This is a genomic window from Parashewanella spongiae (genome assembly GCF_004358345.1).
Taxonomy (GTDB): Bacteria; Pseudomonadota; Gammaproteobacteria; order Enterobacterales; family Shewanellaceae; genus Parashewanella; species Parashewanella spongiae.
Genome location: NZ_CP037952.1, coordinates 2304727 through 2321897, shown reverse-complemented (window position 1 = coordinate 2321897; position 17171 = coordinate 2304727). Strand labels below are relative to the sequence as shown.

At 38.8% G+C, this 17171-nt stretch carries 16 protein-coding genes; 3 read left to right on the top strand and 13 right to left on the bottom strand.

Annotated features, from left to right (window positions below):
* The first annotated feature begins 583 nt into the window (after positions 1-583).
* Entirely contained in the window at positions 584-4132 is a 3549-nt protein-coding gene (locus tag E2I05_RS08915) for a pentatricopeptide repeat-containing protein (RefSeq protein WP_133309578.1), read from the top strand.
* Positions 4133-4669: 537 nt separating this feature from the next.
* On the opposite strand, the gene E2I05_RS22300 is transcribed toward E2I05_RS08915, so the two are convergent.
* From E2I05_RS22300 to ndk, 4 genes are all read right to left on the bottom strand, one after another.
* Positions 4670-5059: a hypothetical protein gene (locus E2I05_RS22300; protein WP_207805360.1), complete on the bottom strand. Its 390-nt coding sequence runs from the start codon at positions 5057-5059 to the stop codon at positions 4670-4672.
* A gap of 70 nt (positions 5060-5129) precedes the next feature.
* Positions 5130-6254 (bottom strand): ISAs1 family transposase, encoded by a 1125-nt coding sequence (locus tag E2I05_RS08905; protein ID WP_121855319.1) that lies wholly within the window; start codon positions 6252-6254, stop codon positions 5130-5132.
* Positions 6255-6768: 514 nt separating this feature from the next.
* Positions 6769-7803: an ankyrin repeat domain-containing protein gene (locus tag E2I05_RS08900; protein WP_121854511.1), complete on the bottom strand. Its 1035-nt coding sequence runs from the start codon at positions 7801-7803 to the stop codon at positions 6769-6771.
* Positions 7804-7970: 167 nt separating this feature from the next.
* Positions 7971-8402 carry a nucleoside-diphosphate kinase gene (ndk, locus tag E2I05_RS08895; RefSeq protein WP_121854510.1) on the bottom strand — a complete coding sequence of 144 codons (432 nt, stop codon included), beginning with the start codon at positions 8400-8402 and terminating at the stop codon, positions 7971-7973.
* A gap of 212 nt (positions 8403-8614) precedes the next feature.
* Between ndk and E2I05_RS08890 the strand changes: the two genes are divergently transcribed.
* Both E2I05_RS08890 and E2I05_RS08885 read left to right on the top strand, forming a co-directional pair.
* The gene (locus E2I05_RS08890; protein WP_133309577.1) at positions 8615-8983 is read left to right on the top strand and encodes a hypothetical protein; all 369 of its coding nucleotides are present in this window, start codon (positions 8615-8617) and stop codon (positions 8981-8983) included.
* Complete coding sequence (locus E2I05_RS08885; RefSeq protein ID WP_133309576.1) at positions 8980-9435, top strand: hypothetical protein; 456 nt, start codon at positions 8980-8982, stop codon at positions 9433-9435. Before E2I05_RS08890 ends, E2I05_RS08885 begins: the two co-directional genes overlap by 4 nt.
* A 341-nt stretch (positions 9436-9776) precedes the next feature.
* Here E2I05_RS08885 and fdx read toward each other — a convergent pair whose 3' ends face one another.
* The 9 genes from fdx to trmJ all read right to left on the bottom strand — a co-directional run bounded on the left by fdx (position 9777) and on the right by trmJ (position 17057).
* Entirely contained in the window at positions 9777-10115 is a 339-nt protein-coding gene (gene fdx / locus E2I05_RS08880) for an ISC system 2Fe-2S type ferredoxin (RefSeq protein WP_121854508.1), read from the bottom strand.
* A gap of 9 nt (positions 10116-10124) precedes the next feature.
* Complete coding sequence (hscA, locus tag E2I05_RS08875; protein WP_121854507.1) at positions 10125-11987, bottom strand: Fe-S protein assembly chaperone HscA; 1863 nt, start codon at positions 11985-11987, stop codon at positions 10125-10127.
* 87 nt (positions 11988-12074) lie between these two features.
* Positions 12075-12602, bottom strand: a complete 528-nt coding sequence (hscB, locus tag E2I05_RS08870) for a co-chaperone HscB (protein WP_121854506.1) — start codon at positions 12600-12602, stop codon at positions 12075-12077.
* Positions 12603-12683: 81 nt separating this feature from the next.
* Complete coding sequence (gene iscA, locus E2I05_RS08865) at positions 12684-13007, bottom strand: iron-sulfur cluster assembly protein IscA (protein WP_121854505.1); 324 nt, start codon at positions 13005-13007, stop codon at positions 12684-12686.
* Positions 13008-13020: 13 nt separating this feature from the next.
* Positions 13021-13413 (bottom strand): Fe-S cluster assembly scaffold IscU, encoded by a 393-nt coding sequence (gene iscU, locus E2I05_RS08860; protein ID WP_121854504.1) that lies wholly within the window; start codon positions 13411-13413, stop codon positions 13021-13023.
* A 34-nt stretch (positions 13414-13447) separates the two neighbouring features.
* Positions 13448-14662: an IscS subfamily cysteine desulfurase gene (locus E2I05_RS08855; protein WP_121854503.1), complete on the bottom strand. Its 1215-nt coding sequence runs from the start codon at positions 14660-14662 to the stop codon at positions 13448-13450.
* A 74-nt stretch (positions 14663-14736) separates the two neighbouring features.
* Entirely contained in the window at positions 14737-15198 is a 462-nt protein-coding gene (gene iscR, locus E2I05_RS08850; protein ID WP_121854502.1) for a Fe-S cluster assembly transcriptional regulator IscR, read from the bottom strand.
* Positions 15199-15472: 274 nt separating this feature from the next.
* Positions 15473-16294, bottom strand: a complete 822-nt coding sequence (cysE, locus tag E2I05_RS08845) for a serine O-acetyltransferase (protein WP_121854501.1) — start codon at positions 16292-16294, stop codon at positions 15473-15475.
* A 22-nt stretch (positions 16295-16316) separates the two neighbouring features.
* Positions 16317-17057 carry a tRNA (cytosine(32)/uridine(32)-2'-O)-methyltransferase TrmJ gene (gene trmJ / locus E2I05_RS08840; protein ID WP_121854500.1) on the bottom strand — a complete coding sequence of 247 codons (741 nt, stop codon included), beginning with the start codon at positions 17055-17057 and terminating at the stop codon, positions 16317-16319.
* Between the last annotated feature and the right edge of the window lie 114 nt (positions 17058-17171).

Genomic DNA, 17171 nt, shown 5'->3' with positions numbered 1-17171 from the left:
TTAAAAAGTTTAAAAAGTTTAAAAAGTTTAAAAAGTTTAAAAAGTTTAAAAAGTTTAAAAAGTTTAAAAAGTTTAAAAAATAATACCTTAAATATCCAATCAGAGTAAAGCCACCACTAATGCTACAAAAGAACATATTATCTTGACGAAAGGTGAAGAATTTATGTCAGCTATCAAACGATAATTTTCACCACAACAACACTAGATGCAAATTTATAGCTCGGACTATTAAATGTTAATTATTAGGTCTGTTTTGTCACAAAAGAGTCTCTCGAAAGAGTACTATTTACTTAACAAGTAAACATTAGAAATAGTATTGCGGTGAATGTTCGTTACTAGCAAGGTTTGGGGCAAAAATGCGCCAGCCGACCAAGTTGGCAAAGGAGGGACAAAACCAATTTACGCCCAATTTCATTATTTTTGAGTCTGAAGGGCAACTATGAATTATGAAACGGCTCCTCTGTTCAGTAGATAATTTTCTGTTATACATTTATAGAATGCCTTAAAGCTGAATATTTTTGTATTTATCATTTCAGTGCGTTATTTCTTAGCTTGTTAATTCACTCACTTATTGAGTAATGTGATGGCGACAGTGCGCACACCTGCTGAGCAACAATCAATATATAGATTCATGCTTACAAGTCTCCAAGAATACCCAAGCGAAGCCGTATTATATCTTAACTTTGAGGTTTCAAAGTTTGATGGTGATGAAAACTTACAACAGTGTTATCAAAGATTAAGCAAAACCAATAGACAAAAGCTGTATGATTTTTTCAACAATAAATCATCGTCAACTCGCTTTAACTCTTGTACACAAGATGCTCATTATTGTAAGAAGCCAAGTAATGCTTGCCGACGCTTTGCAACTGAGCCCCGATCCATTACTCCAAAATCGAGCATTCAGTATCCCAAGCAAATACAGCAACCATCTTCCTCCCCTAATTCTTTTTTTACTCAAACCAGTGGGCTTATTCATTCTTGGAAACTTAAACAGAGAAGCAAAAATCAACTGGGTATTGAGTTAAATGCATTAATTGGTGGTTGCACTAAACTTTCTCAGCTTATTGAAATCATTTACAGCCTAAATAACGACAAACAGGTCATGGAAACATCATGGGACATAAGGTTAATTCATAAATTGTTACACAAAGCGGCTGAGTTTTCTGACAGCAGTTCATCTAATTTCGACGGCGTTTTTAATGACATAACACGATTTAAATCGTCCTATGAATCGAAAACATGCATCCTATTACTGAAATTAATTAAGTTAAATCTAAATTTTTCAGATGGTAAAAGATTGGTGCTAGGCAATGCAGCTGAAGCCAGCTTAATGCTGCAATGGGGCATCAAGCCTAATGTTGCCATTTACAATGCTTTTATCACGGTATGCGCTAAAACAGGCCAGTTTGAGAATGCTTGGCAACTGGTGTGTGGTGATAAGCCCGTGATGGCTCATCATTTGCCATTAAAAGCCAATCAAATCACCTGCACGAATTTGCTGACAGCCTGCGCTGAAACGGGGCGTTATGCCGAAGCCAAATCATTGGTGTTGGCCGATGACAATGGCGATACAACTACAGCCAGCTTAATGCAACAATGGGGCATCAAGCCTAATGTTGCTATTTACAATGCTTTTATCACGGTATGTGCTAAAACGAGCCAGTTTGATAGTGCTTGGCAACTGGTGTGTGGTAATAAGCCCATGATGGCACCTCAACTACCACTAAAGGCAGATTCAATCACATGCTTGAATTTGCTGACGGCCTGCGCTGAAATGGAGCGTTATGCCGAAGCCAAATCATTGGTGTTGGGCGATGGCGATACAGTTACAGCCAGCTTAATGCAGCAATGGGGTATCAAACCTGATATAGCCATTTACAATGCTTTTATCACGGTATGCGCTAAAACAGGCCAGTTTGAGAATGCTTGGCAACTGGTGTGTGGTGATAAGCCCGTGATGGCTCCTCATTTGCCATTAAAAGCCAATCAAATCACCTGCACGAATTTGCTGACAGCCTGCGCTGAAACGGGGCGTTATGCCGAAGCCAAATCATTGGTGTTGGCCGATGACAATAGCGATACAGCTACAGCCAGCTTAATGCAACAATGGGGCATCAAGCCTAATGTTGCTATTTACAATGCTTTTATCACGGTATGTGCTAAAACGGGCCAGTTTGATTGTGCTTGGCGACTGGTATGTGGTGATAAGCTCATGATGGCACCTCATCTACCACTAAAGGCAGATTCAATCACTTGCATGAATTTGCTGACGGCCTGCGCTGAAATGGAGCGTTATGCAGAAGCCAAATCATTGGTGTTGGGCGATGGCGATACAGTTACAGCCAGCTTAATGCAGCAATGGGGTATCAAACCTGATATAGCCATTTACAATGCCTTTATCACGGTATGTGCTAAAACGGGTCAGTTTGATAGCGCTTGGCGACTGATGTGTGGTAATAAGCCAGTGATGGCACCTCATTTGTCATTAAAAGCCAATCTAATCACCTGCATGAATTTACTGACGGCCTGCGCTGAAGCGGAGCGTTATGCAGAAGCCAAATCATTGGTGTTGAGCGATACAGTTACAGCTAGCTTAATGCAGCAATGGGACATCAAACCTAATGTTGCCATTTACAATGCCTTTATCACGGTATGTGCTAAAACGGGTCAGTTTGATAGCGCTTGGCGACTGATGTGTGGTAATAAGCCAGTGATGGCACCTCATTTGTCATTAAAAGCCAATCAAATCACCTGCATAAATTTGCTGACGGCCTGCGCTGAAACGGGGCGTTATGCAGAAGCCAAATCATTGGTGTTGGGTGATGGCGACACAACTACAGCCAGCTTAATGCAACAATGGGGCATCAAGCCTGATATTGCCATTTACAGCGCCTTTATCACTGTATGCGCTAAAACAGGCCAGTTTGATAGTGCTTGGCAACTGGTGTGTGGTGATAAGCCCGTGATGGCTCCTCATTTGCCATTAAAAGCCAATCAAATCAGCTGCCTGAACTTACTGACGGCCTGCGCTGAAATGGAGCGTTATGCAGAAGCCAAATCATTGGTGTTGGGTGATGGCGATACAACTACAGCCTGCTTAATGCAACAATGGGACATCAAGCCTAATGTTGCCATTTACAATGCTTTTATCACGGTATGCGCTAAAACAGGCCAGTTTGAGAATGCTTGGCAACTGGTGTGTGGTGATAAGCCCGTGATGGCTCCTCATTTGCCATTAAAAGCCAATCAAATCACCTGCACGAATTTGCTGACAGCCTGCGCTGAAACGGGGCGTTATGCCGAAGCCAAATCATTGGTGTTGGCCGATGACAATAGCGATACAGCTACACCCAGCTTAATGCAACAATGGGGCATCAAGCCTAACGTTGCCATTTACAATGCCTTTATCACGGTATGCGCTAAAACGGGCCTGTTTGATAGTGCTTGGCAACTGGTGTGTGGGGATAAGCCTGTGATGGCACCTCATTTGCCATTAATAGCCAATCGAATCACCTGCCTGAATTTACTGACGGCCTGCGCTGAAGCGGGGCGTTATGCCGAAGCCAAATCATTAGTGTTGGGCGATGGCGATGGCGATACAGCTACAGCCAGCTTAATGAAACAATGGGACATCAAGCCTGATGTTGCCATTTACAATGCCTTTATTAAAGTATGTATTAAGGCTAAGGAGTTAGGCACTGGAATATGGTATTTAGAAGAAATAATAAACAAGTGTAACATGAGTACTCTTTCACAAATACATGCTCAACTTGCGCCGCTTGAAAAAGATAATTTCGCAAGCATGATTGATAAAGGGATAACACAAGGAATATATAAAAAAAATGTTGGCTTAATGAATCATTGTATCGATTTGCATATGGATAAAATCTTCGAAGGAGATTCAGGTGATGGTACACATATTCGAGGTGTTCCATTAGCTTTCGCAAAACTATTATTTTGTTACCACAAACAAAACAATGAACCCAAGATAACATCGATCATAACTGGATACCATGGCAATAATACGTTAAAAAATGGAATGATAAGTTTTCTCAAAGATGAATTTGGACTTGAGTTTATCGAGGATGAATTCAACTCAGGAATGATAGTATTGAGCAAGTCTGCCCATTAACTGTAGTTGCTCGCATTTATCCGTCATTTTCTGCTCACAATAAATGACTTTATAAAAACCAGCTTGCTCACATTAATTGCTTTTATCAAATTAGTTGCTCAGATTAAGTGATTTTATAAAGCTATGTTGCTCACTTTAAACGATTCTATAAATAAACCAATTTAAATGAGCTACAAATTAAATAATATCAGCTGGTTGACTCGTTTTTGGACAAAAGCTGTTTATAGAATGTAAAAAATGAAGTGCAGGGGTATAGATCTTACTGCACCCCTGCGTCCAAGTGCATGAATGTGTTTTTTAGAATAGTTGAACCTATATCTGGTCTTTCATTGTCTAATATATTTGTAAATACACTTTGAACAAATGGAGCAACCCAGTATTGGGAGTCTTCTGGTGGAGTCATGCCACATTCTAGATGGTCAAGATAATCATTAGAGATCATATAATGTGGGCAGACTGTAAGAATATAACTCAAATGAAGAATGAATATAGATCTTATATCTTCAGATAGCTCATTAAGTGATTGAGATCGATTTTCTAGATAGACATCACTATCGATTTCGACATTACCCTATACTCTGGCAGCTTTTCCTTGCCATGCAGCCAGTTGTTTATTTTATCTACTATAGACCCAATACTGCGATGATCTTCAAGATATAAATTTGAGTACGTATTTATTATTACGGAATCAAAATACTTCCTGTCTAAGCTATAGCAGTCATTGATTCTACCTTTCTCCAAAAGAGCCTTCATAGAGTCAACTGTTCCCTGAATTGAAGAATAAACGTATGAATCCATACCTATAGCCGTAGTCTCCATAGTGGCAAAAAACGTCACTGACATGGACAGCCTATGATAGAAATCTATGTATTCATCTAGTTCAGAGAATACCTTATGCTCTTTATACTTTTCATCATTCACCATCATGTGGTAAGAACTCCTTCTTTTGCTTAACGCCTGCATGTGGGGCTGCGCTCCAGGGCAAACGCATGAGTGTTCATATTTTAACCGCGTCGGAAAATCCCGCTGTTAATACTTTCTCTAAAAAGGATGTGTTCATCCAAGCTCGCCTTCTTTTAGTTGGCATACTGACTTTCGTTTTCTCTTTTCTCAGCATATTAAGTGCTGTTTGACGTAGTATTCCCCAGTTTTCAGCACCGTTGTCCTTATAAATCTGGCAGGCATCTTCTCTCATTGTTAGATCTAGCACCCAGTGCAGGCTATTCTCTACAGCCCAATGCTCACGGACAGCTTCTGCGAACTTATCTTCTGTTAATTCTGTTGAACAGATGTAGTAGCGGTACTCTAAACTCGGTTCTTTCCCTTTTTCCTGTCGATAGCTCATCGTAACCCCAACCGTTTTTAATGACGGCCATTCAGGAAATTCTTTCGCAAGTCTTTTGGCACTTAGGATCTGACAAGCTCTCGCTTCAAGCCTACTGCGGTTTTTTTCTATTTTTAGATTGTCGGCTTTAGCGTTTCTAAAATCATCAAACATGCTTTGCACCGCTTCATGTAGTGACGGTTGATTCCCTTTAACAGCCAGCAAATAGTCAGCACCTTGTTTGATAATCGTCTTGGCTATTTCTTTTTGGCAACCCATTGCATCAATAGAAACTATCGCGCCTTTTATTTCTAATAACTTCAGTAGTTCTGGGATTGCTGTAATTTCATTTGATTTCACATCGGTACTTAGTTGCCCTAGTACCATCTTATTTTTGCTCGCAAAAGCATTGATCATATGAATGGTGGAAAGACGATCCTCTCTATCGTATGAGCCTCTTAGTGTTTTCCCGTCAATCGCTATAATTTCCCCTTTAGATAAACGATTAACTGACTGCATCCATTTGACAAAGCACTGGTTAAATTGCTCAGGCTTAATTCTGCTAATAACTCTCGCAATAGTGTCATCAACAGGGACTCCAGACTTTAAAAAACCATGCTTTTGAAACCAATCTAAATGGCCTTCTGCATACTCTTTAATTTCTTTCCAGCCTTCTGCACCTGCTATCACAGCACATAATGTGATAAAAAATATATCAAACATTGGATAGGTAACTTTCGCTGATTGACGCTGGTCATCGAGTAGCTCGAAATGCTTTCTAAAAGAGGTAAGATTCATCGTCATCGGGTACTTCCGCAAAAAGAAGTATATGATCACAAAGTAAGATCTGGGTCAAACTTTATTTCCCAATCGGTTAAAAAGCGTTCGCGATCTTGCCCTGGGCTGCGCTCGAGATATAGTGGAAACCAGATTAAGTGAGTATTATCGTTAATCAAGGTGTTCACCTTTCGCTAAGTCAATTTCAATTACAGCTTTTTTCATTTTGACTTCGGGGCTGAAGTGAGTCAACTAGAGAAGAATCAAAGGTAATTCAGTATGATACTTTAATACTTGGTATGACACTTTATTACTCAGTATGATTCTTTATTACTCTACAACAATAATACATGGGGATTTTATGGGTTACAGCCATCAACATATAAGTTATCAGAAGTAGCAAGTCACTCCTCTAACTTGAAGGCGCACTGTATATCATGAAGTAGCATATACCCATGTTACCAGAAGATGCATCTTCTGGTATCCCGAGTATAGAGCTTACAAAACTTGCTAAAATGAAGCATAACTTTCGTCTTTACACGCTTTTCTGTGAAATTAAAAAATGAATAAAATGATTCCTTGCGGCACTAGCCAATTTTTGTGCTGTGTCTCCATTTTTAGCTTCCAGTGTATAATCAATACCGTAAACATTAATAAACTCATGAATTAATTCAATTTTTTCTATTTTAATTATCATCATCAAACTCGTCTCTCCTGCATTATTTTGCCAGTTGAGATCAATTTTTTTCTGCCCAGTTTTCAGTTGTCTCACAACATCTAAAGCCATCTTCATTTCACAAGTCGAAAGCAAATACTGCAAATAGTTATTCCCTCTCGCATCAACTGTATTAAGATCAAATTCTGGTTGTTTTTCCAGCAAAACGAATACCTTTGTCCACTTGTTTGTATAAGCTAACTTCATGAGCTGTTTCGTATCATCTGCACTTAAATCTAAGTTTGGCTTCTCTAATAGGAAAGCAATAACATTAAAAAGTTGATTATCACTTGCTACCAGAATGAGTTTACGTCCTTCATATTCGTAATTTGGGTCAATATTATTACTCATAAGCAAAGAATCTGCTAACTTAAAAAGGCTTAAGTGACATGCGGTGTACAAATATAAACTATGATTGAAAGGTATTTCACTTTTTATAAAAAACTCAATAGCAACAGAAATTTCATATTCAAAATCAGTGGACATAAAATCGGCTAAAATATTGTCTACAGCTTTTGCTAATTGATTTAAAGGCAAAGATAGTTTTTCAAGTAAATCTGAAATTATTTCAATTTTATGATTTTTTATAGCGTCTTTAATTCCATCAATACCATTACTAGTACCTTCCTTTGCAAGCATTTTCGACTTAATTGCACTAGACGAACCGGATAAATTTTCTGGATGAACAACATTTTCATCTAATTCAATGGACTGACAAGGTGCTTCCGCAACTTCATCACTTTTAGATTCTAGTCTTTGTAATCCAGAAGGTTTTTCCGGAGTTCGAAGCTCTAAATCGACATAAGATGAAGGAGAGTCTTGGCTTCTGCTTCTGCTTGTGCTATCAACTGCCATCGTTTGTCCACACTACAAGTTATGAAACAATTTATAATGCAATAGAATGGAAATTTGAAGTTAAATATTTATGTGAGACAACTATTTAGCTATTTGATATATTTTAATCGCTATGAAAACAAAAAAACTCGCTTGTAAGCGAGCTTTTTCTCAAAAAAATACTCAAATTAACGAGTACGTGCACATAATTCTTCAGTACTGAAGAAATAAGCGATTTCACGTGCTGCGGATTCTAATGAATCTGAACCGTGTGCGGCATTTTCATCAATGCTTGTCGCGAAATCAGCACGAATAGTGCCAGCGTCTGCTTCAGCTGGGTTTGTAGCACCCAAAATATCACGATGTGCAAGTACAGCGTTTTCACCTTCAAGAACTTGAACCATGATTGGACCTGAAGTCATAAATCCGACTAAAGCACCGAAGAAAGGACGCTCGCTATGCTCAGCGTAAAAACCTTCAGCTTGCTCTTTAGTAAGGTGCAACATTTTTGATGCTACAATTTTTAGGCCAGCATCTTCGAAGCGGCTGTAGATAGCACCGATTTTGTTGTTACCAACTGCATCAGGTTTAACGATTGAAAAAGTACGTTCGATAGCCATTGTAAGCTTCCTTTACTAGCAATATTTAGAATTCGCGCGGATTATACGAAAAATATTCCTAAAAACCTACCTTTGATCACTGTTTTATTATGAATTGTTAATGACTCAGTTCTAAAAATACTAATTCAGTGAATTAAACGATTGGGATGATATATAAAATAAAAAATCGGTGTAGTAAAGTATTCAGCCCCTAATAACAACTATGTGTAACCATGAAATATTTTTTGCTACTTTTCTTGTTCCCATTGATACCTTTCGCCGCCCCTATACCTCCTGAATACTTGCAAGGTCAAGCCAACGAAGAGTATTTAAAAACTCTGCATGAATTAAGAGCCATTTTTCCCGACAAGGGACCACCACAGTTATTATTAATGCTTGCTTCCCCATATGGAATACTCGACATACAACCCACCAAGTTTTCATCTGACGAAAACAAAAACAAATTTGCTAATTTCAATTTGGGAGCAGCTGGATCTATCATTTCTGATTTAGAGCCCAATATTTTAAAAAACTACCAGAAATTGTTTTATGTCATGAAAACACTTGTAGAGAAAAACGATTATCCTCTATCAAAAAGATGATGAATAGAGCTGAAAAAATTGACCATTTTTTTAATAATAATTCTGATATCAAAATCGTTCAACGACTTGATGACAGTGTATACAGAATCAATAATGCGTTCTTTACACCAACAGTAATTATTCAATTTGAACCATCAGACGTTGCTGGATTTGTACCTTCAGCCAAGGCAACAAATATTACCAATTTATCTACTCAGCCTTATGCTAACCATACTAAACAAACAAATGATTTAAGAAACTTGATGAAACAATTTTCAATAATCGCAATCGTTAAAGAAAGTAATTCTCTGACCAATGTGATCTTTGGCGGCATAAGTAATAACCACTGGGGAATCAAAATTTCTCACAAAGTAAATGAGCAGCCTAGAATTGGGGGAACAAATAGCCTTGGGTTCAAGTATGATGATGTAGTGAAATTATCTAACACCCTTTATTATTATCAAACTAACTAGAGGCTGTTTATCTTTCGTGATTATTTTTGCAGCGATAAGTTGGTCGTTTTATACAAGACAGAGCTTGTGCCGTTTGGTATTCCAAATAAACAAGCGATAACGCAGTAGAAATGACCAATTTACGCTGTCTTAGATGCTTTTGAGCGTTCACTGTTCTGTGTTGTAACCCGTTTACTTAGATGACTAAGCTTCACTGCTTACGCCTTGAACAGATAAACGCTCAAATAGCACAAAATTTAATCCTAAAAGATAAACAGCCCTAATTAGCGCTTCAGATTGTGATTTTTATAACGATAAAGAAGAAGCTATGAACAGCCTCTTCTTTATGTGTAAGTAACTTTCTAATGCGACTCACTCACCATATTAAGCGTGTATTTAGGAATATCAACTACCATATCCGCATCAACAACTTTAGCTTGGCAAGCTAAACGACTTTCAGGCTCTAATCCCCATGCTTTATCAAGCATATCGTCTTCTAACTCATCACTTTCTTCGAGTTCGTCAAATCCTTCACGCACGATACAGTGACAAGTTGTACAAGCACATGATTTCTCGCAGGCATGTTCAATATGAATACCATTTTTTAATGCTACATCTAAAATAGTTTCACCGACTTCAGCCTCAACAACAGCACCATCTGGACAAAGATCTTCATTTGGAAGAAAAACAATTTGTGGCATAAGTGTTACCTATAACGTATCTACTGATTGGCCGGTTAATGCGGCCTTAATCGAATTATCCATTCGCTTTGAAGCGAATGACTGTGTTTGTTTATCGAGCAATTCAATCTCTTTCGCGATAGCATCAGTATCACTTTGGGTAGCAAGCTGTGCCAAAAGAGCCATACTCTGTTCAATGGCTGTGCGCTCTTGCTCATTAAGTAAATCGCCATCTTTTTCTAATGCAGAAGTTAAGCTTTCTAAAACCCTACTTGCTTCGACTTGCTGTTCAGCGAGCATTCTGCGAGTTATATCATCTTTAGCATTTGCCATAGAGTCTTTGATCATTGATGCTATCTCAGTATCTGATAAGCCAAAAGATGGCTTAACTTGAATACTTGCTTGTACACCTGTCGACTTTTCCATAGCAGTAACACTAAGCAGGCCGTCTGCATCGACTTGAAAGGTCACTCGTATATGTGCAGCGCCTGCTGCTAAAGGTGGAATATCGGTCAGTACAAACTTTGCCAATGAACGACAGTCTGCTACCAATTCACGCTCACCTTGAACTACATGGATCATCATTGCTGTTTGACCATCTTTAAAGGTGGTAAACTCTTGGGCTTTCGCGACTGGTATTGTGGTATTTCTTAAAACAACTTTTTCAACCAATCCACCCATAGTCTCAATCCCTAATGACAAAGGGATCACGTCTAATAACAATAAATCTGAATCAGGTTTATTTCCAACGAGTATATCGGCTTGAATAGCAGCGCCCAACGCGACGACTGTATCAGGATTAATCGACGTCAGCGGTATTTTTTTAAAGAATTCTTCAACTTGCTCTCTGATCATTGGAACGCGCGTAGAGCCACCTACCATCACTGTCTGTAAAACTTCGTCAGTTGAAACTCTCGCATCACGCAGAGCACGGCGACAGCTCATAATAGTTTTTTTAACTAATGCCGAGATCAAACTTTCAAATTGGTTCTTTGTTACTGATAATTCCAAAACTTGAGCGTTATCCAATACTAAACGCGCTGTATCTTGTTCAGCATTTGTTAATGCTTCTTTCAACCGCCTTGATTCAATCAACAAGCGGCGTGACTCGGTATTACTTAACTCTGAAAGGTTCCAGCTTTTTAGCAGATATTCTTGCAATTTGTGATCGAAATCATCGCCTCCTAGAGCTGAATCACCTCCAGTTGCTAATACTTCGAATACGCCTTTGTTTAATCGCAATATAGAAATATCAAAAGTGCCACCACCCAAGTCATAAACGGCTATGACACCTTCTTGCTGACTATCTAAACCGTATGCGATAGCAGCAGCTGTCGGCTCGTTTAAAAGCCTTAGTACTTTAACTCCCAGTAGAGAAGCAGCTTCTTTAGTCGCTTGTCGCTGAGCATCATCGAAATACGCAGGAACAGTAATAACAACTCCCTGCAGCTCATCACCTAATGTCTTCTCTGCACGAGCGATTAACGATCGTAAAATTTCAGCTGAAACCTGAATTGGGTTGATTTTACCTTGTGCTGTATCGAAAATCGGCAAACCTTGTTCACTTGTTAATAAGTCATAAGGTAGCGATTCTTCATTCTCAATAACATCTGCAAGGCTACGCCCCATAAATCGCTTAACTGACACTATCGTATTTTTAGGATCTACAGCTGACTGCGCTGCAGCTTCGTATCCGACCTGTATTGAATCAGATGCGTATCTTACGATGGATGGTAATGATGAACGCCCCAACTGATCAGCGAGTGTCGTTGACTCACCACTACGTACTGCGGCGACTAAAGAGTTGGTAGTACCTAAATCGATACCTACTGCAAGCTTGCGTTGATGAGGTGCCGCACTTTGTCCTGGCTCGGCAATCTGTAAAAAGGCCATATTATTTCTACTTACTTGTAAAGCGAACTTAGATTAATAAATCAGCTTAAATTTATTTATTAAAGATGAGTAACTCATATCTTTAAACTAGAGATCGAATAAACTGTCTTCAATACGGAGTAATTCGTCCTGCAGCTTTGTCATGAACTTTAGCTTTCGTATCTGATCTGCTGCTGCAAGCAAATCTTTTTCACTTTCAGATAATAACAAAGTCATCAAAAAGGACATGATTTGTGAACGGTGCAATTCAAACGATGCTTGGAGTTGCTCAATAGCTAAATGAGGTTCAGCTTGACCTCGTAAATCTTCTAGCTCTTCACGCCAATCCATTTGCTGCATTAAAAAAGCTGTATCTTTAACTGTCATAGTTTCATGGCTAATATCGATGCCACGTAATTTAAGGATATGCTCGGCACGTTGAATAGGATCTTTCAGTGACTGGTATGCATCATTTATTTGTGCTGTTTTTTGCACAGCTAAAAGCTTTTCTTGTTCACTTCCACTCGAAAATTTATCTGGATGTACAGTGCGTTGCAACTCGCGATAACGCTCAGACAATTGAGTGCTATCAATATCGAAATTAACTGAAAAGCCGAATAATTCAAAAAAATTCATTTAATTTATTCTTACTATTAAAATGCCGTCAATGTTATAAAACAAGATGACGGCATTAAATGGTATCGTTAGATACGATGATTAAACTGTAAAGCTCTCACCACACCCACATTCACCTTTGGCATTAGGATTATTGAACTGAAAGCCTTCATTTAAGCCTTCTTTCACAAAATCTAACTCAATCCCTTGTAGATAAATGAAACTCTTAGCATCAATAATAATATTGCAGCCTTCGACTTCATACATCTCATCATCGTCATTAAGGTCATCAACAAACTCAAGTACGTAAGCCATACCTGAGCAGCCTGCTGTTCTTAAACCCAATCTCAGACCTAAGCCTTTGCCGCGGTTTTTTAGAAACGACTTTACTCGTTCAGAAGCGGCTGGCGTCATTGTTATTGCCATTACTACTCCGTCATTAACCTGCTGCTAATGAGTGCTTTGATTTGTAATCTTCTAGTGCCGCTTGAATAGCATCTTCAGCTAAAATTGAGCAATGGATTTTTACTGGTGGCAGAGCAAGTTCGTGAGCAATGTCGGTATTTTTAATTAATGCCGCTTCTTCAATGCTCTTACCTTTTACCCATTCGGTAACTAGCGAGCTTGAAGCAATCGCACTACCACAACCATAAGTTTTGAATTTAGCATCTTCAATGATACCTTCATCACTTATCTTTAGTTGCAACTTCATTACATCACCACAAGCAGGCGCACCAACCATTCCGGTAGCAACTGATGGATCACTTTTGTCCATTGAGCCTACGTTACGAGGGTTCTCGTAGTGGTCAATAACTTCTTCACTATAAGCCATGATACTGCTCCGTCTTTATCTGTTCGCTCAACAATTAGTGGTGAGCCCACTGAACTGTGTTTAAATCGATTCCATCTTGATACATTTCCCATAATGGAGACATATCTCTTAACTTACCGATTGATTTATTAATAACATCAATCGCATAGTCGATATCTTCTTCTGTTGTAAAACGCCCAATTGAAAAACGAATTGAACTATGAGCCATTTCATCATTTAATCCTAGAGCTCTTAACACATAGCTAGGCTCTAAGCTGGCTGAAGTACATGCCGAACCAGAAGATACAGCAAGATCTTTTAATGCCATTATCAAAGATTCACCTTCAACAAAGTTAAAGCTGGCATTTAATGAACCACAATAACGTTGTTCAAAGTCACCATTAATATATGTTTCTTCAATGTCTTTGATTCCAGCCCACAATCTATCACGTAGTCTGCGAATGCGTTCGTTGTCTTTGTCCATATCAGCTTTAGCGACAGCTGCTGCTTCACCTAAACCTACTATTTGGTGAGTAGCTAATGTACCACTACGCATACCGCGTTCGTGTCCACCACCATGCATAGCGGCTTCCAAACGGATGCGGGGTTTTCTGCTAACATACAGCGCACCAATACCTTTAGGGCCATACATCTTATGACCAGATATCGAAATTAAATCAATCTTTAAGTTCTGTACATCAATAGGTAATTTGCCAGCACTTTGCGCTGCATCGACATGAAAGATAACTTTCTTTGAACGACATAATTCACCAATTTCAGCAATGTCATGAATAACGCCAATTTCGTTATTAACATGCATTAAACTGAGCAAAACTGTATCTTCACGTATTGCAGCTTCGATAGCTGAAGTTGGAATGATACCGTTTGATTCAGGCTCAAGATAAGTAACTTCAAAACCTTCACGCTCTAGTTGACGGCAAGTATCTAAAACCGCTTTATGCTCGGTTTTACTTGTTATAATGTGTTTACCCTTCTTTTGATAAAAATGTGCTACACCCTTTATCGCCAAGTTATCTGATTCAGTTGCACCTGAAGTAAAAATAATTTCTCTTGGATCTGCATTGATCAATTCTGCAACTTGATTACGCGCAATATCAACCGCTTCTTCAGCTTGCCAACCATAACGATGAGAACGAGATGCTGGATTACCAAACACACCGTCCATAGTCATATACTGCATCATTTTTTCAGCAACCCGAGTATCCACTGGCGTTGTTGCTGCATAATCTAAATAGATAGGTAACTTCATTACACACTCCGTACAACGTCGCCATTTATATGGCATTCAAAGTACAAATAAAAATTTATTCTTATAGCAAGAAATTAAAGAGAAAATCTCTGTTCTTGCTGCATTTTATCTTGCTTAACCGCAATATATTGAACATCACGCTTTTGCATTAATCCTGCTAGACTAATTCCATCTAAAAAGTCTGAAATTTGACGACTTAAGTCATCCCATAAAGAATGAGTCAAACAACGAGAACCACCTTGGCAATTGCCTTGCCCATAGCATCGTGTTGCTTCTACGGATTCATCAACCGCTTGTACAACCATACCCACTGATATTTCATTAGCTGTTAAACCAAGTCGATAACCACCACCCGGTCCTCTTACGCTAGAGACCAAACCATTTCGTCTTAATTTAGCAAAGAGTTGCTCAAGGTAAGATAGTGATATTCCTTGACGCTCTGAAATGTCTGCTAATGGAACAGGCCCCATAGAAGAATGTATGGCAACATCCAGCATAGCTGTAACAGCGTAACGACCTTTAGAGGTTAATTTCATGACAGAATTTGTTCCTACTTTAGTATAGTTAAATTGAAACATACCCGACTATTTTAGTCAAGTATTTAGCCTAGTGAACTAGTCAAGTATTAACCATTTTCAAGAACAAATTGAGCTATGAAATATCAGATGCGTATTTAACCTTTTTATTATTAAAGATTCAACGGAAAATGAATATTTTTCGTATTAGAAATGAGGAGTTTTTAATATGAAACATATTAAATATCACCGAAGTCTTATATAAAACTTTCGGTGATTCAGATTTAAAAGTAGATTATATTATTGGATCAAACTCATCCATTGCTTGCTTTCTTTTTTCTGCAGCGTCTCTTTCTGCGTCACTGAATTCTTCAATATCAAGTTCTGGAAGCTTTTCTGTACAAACTTCGCCACCAAGTTGTTGAACTTCGTGACAAACGTCTTGTAATTTTGAGTCCATCAAATGCATATGATCGAGCATTTGTCCTATTGCGTTAGCTACTGGATCTGGGTTATCAGGTGCAACAGCATAAGCATCAAAGCCATACTTTTCTGCCATTGCACTACGCCGCTCATTTTGCTCTTTGCTTTCGTTTGATACTTCGGCAACGATTCGCCCAGGAATACCAAGTACTGTTCGCCCTGTAGGGACTTGTTTAACAACAACAGAGTTCGACCCGACTCTAGCATTGTCTTCTATAACAATTGGCCCCAGTACCTTAGCGCCAGCACCTACTACAACATTATTGCCTAATGTTGGGTGTCGCTTTCCTGTTTTCCAAGTAGTTCCGCCTAAAGTTACCCCATGGTAAAGCGTGCAATCATCACCAATTTGTGCCGTTTCACCTATTACGATTCCCATCCCATGATCAATAAAAAAACGGCGGCCAATAGTCGCTCCAGGGTGTATTTCAACTCCAGTAAGCCAACGAGAGAATGTTGATATACAGCGTGATAAAATAAAAAAGCGCTTTTTCCAAAGCTTATTACTTATTCTGTGAAGCCAAATTGCATGCATACCGGGATAGTTAAGAACAATCTCAAGCGTACTGCGAGCAGCAGGATCACGATGATAAATTGATTCGATGTCTTCTTTAATTCTAGAAATCACGCTCATTATCTCAGTTACCTTTGAATGTCTAGTCTTTAGATTTAGTGAATTTATCGACTGATGTCAGAATACCACGCAGAATATTCATCTCTTGAGTTTCAATTCGTGCACGGCCAAAGAGACGCCTAAGCTTCGTCATAATTTGTCCAGGGTGATTCTTAATGATAAACCCTGTTGATAAAAGCGTGTTCTCTAAGTGCTCAAAAAAACGTTCTTGATCTTTAGATGCTGGATAATTATCCGTGAGCTGTTCAATCTCTCTCTTATTATCAAGATTTTGTTCAGATAAAAATGCCATTCGTGTTTCATAACAGATAATTTGTACAGCTTGTGACAAATTAAGTGAACTGTATTCAGCATTGGCAGGAATAACTACGTGATAGTTACATTTTTGTAATTCTTCATTTGATAGACCGTGATTTTCGCGGCCAAAAACTATCGCTACAGGGCCAGTTTTACATTCATCTACTAATTGCTCACCAGCTCCTCTGGGCTCAATAATAGGCCAATCTAACGTGCGGCTTCGTGCACTTGTCGCAATCACTAAACTACAATCAGAAATTGCTTCTTCAAATGAATCTACTTTTACCAAATTTTGCAATATATCAGATGCGCCAGCCGCAAGTGCGATTGAATGACCATCAACTTCAGTTCTTGGCTCAGCAAGGTAAAGATTTGATAATCCCATCGTCTTCATAGCTCTTGCTGTTGAACCAATGTTCCCAGGGTGGGATGTACCGACCAAAACCACACGAATATTACTGAGCATGAAAATACTATTTATTTTAAAAAAACCAGATTTAGAATTTTATCACAACCAACTCAATTCAAGATACTGTAAATATAGTTTGGAGCAGAGGTTTGCCAATAACAATTATTAACG

Coding starts and splice junctions, on each gene's coding strand:
- E2I05_RS08915 (WP_133309578.1), top strand. CDS start 584: ATGGCGACAGTGCGCACACCTGCTGAGCAACAATCAATATATAGATTC.
- E2I05_RS22300 (WP_207805360.1), bottom strand. CDS start 5,059: ATGATGGTGAATGATGAAAAGTATAAAGAGCATAAGGTATTCTCTGAA.
- E2I05_RS08905 (WP_121855319.1), bottom strand. CDS start 6,254: ATGAATCTTACCTCTTTTAGAAAGCATTTCGAGCTACTCGATGACCAG.
- E2I05_RS08900 (WP_121854511.1), bottom strand. CDS start 7,803: ATGGCAGTTGATAGCACAAGCAGAAGCAGAAGCCAAGACTCTCCTTCA.
- ndk (WP_121854510.1), bottom strand. CDS start 8,402: ATGGCTATCGAACGTACTTTTTCAATCGTTAAACCTGATGCAGTTGGT.
- E2I05_RS08890 (WP_133309577.1), top strand. CDS start 8,615: ATGAAATATTTTTTGCTACTTTTCTTGTTCCCATTGATACCTTTCGCC.
- E2I05_RS08885 (WP_133309576.1), top strand. CDS start 8,980: ATGATGAATAGAGCTGAAAAAATTGACCATTTTTTTAATAATAATTCT.
- fdx (WP_121854508.1), bottom strand. CDS start 10,115: ATGCCACAAATTGTTTTTCTTCCAAATGAAGATCTTTGTCCAGATGGT.
- hscA (WP_121854507.1), bottom strand. CDS start 11,987: ATGGCCTTTTTACAGATTGCCGAGCCAGGACAAAGTGCGGCACCTCAT.
- hscB (WP_121854506.1), bottom strand. CDS start 12,602: ATGAATTTTTTTGAATTATTCGGCTTTTCAGTTAATTTCGATATTGAT.
- iscA (WP_121854505.1), bottom strand. CDS start 13,007: ATGGCAATAACAATGACGCCAGCCGCTTCTGAACGAGTAAAGTCGTTT.
- iscU (WP_121854504.1), bottom strand. CDS start 13,413: ATGGCTTATAGTGAAGAAGTTATTGACCACTACGAGAACCCTCGTAAC.
- E2I05_RS08855 (WP_121854503.1), bottom strand. CDS start 14,662: ATGAAGTTACCTATCTATTTAGATTATGCAGCAACAACGCCAGTGGAT.
- iscR (WP_121854502.1), bottom strand. CDS start 15,198: ATGAAATTAACCTCTAAAGGTCGTTACGCTGTTACAGCTATGCTGGAT.
- cysE (WP_121854501.1), bottom strand. CDS start 16,294: ATGAGCGTGATTTCTAGAATTAAAGAAGACATCGAATCAATTTATCAT.
- trmJ (WP_121854500.1), bottom strand. CDS start 17,057: ATGCTCAGTAATATTCGTGTGGTTTTGGTCGGTACATCCCACCCTGGG.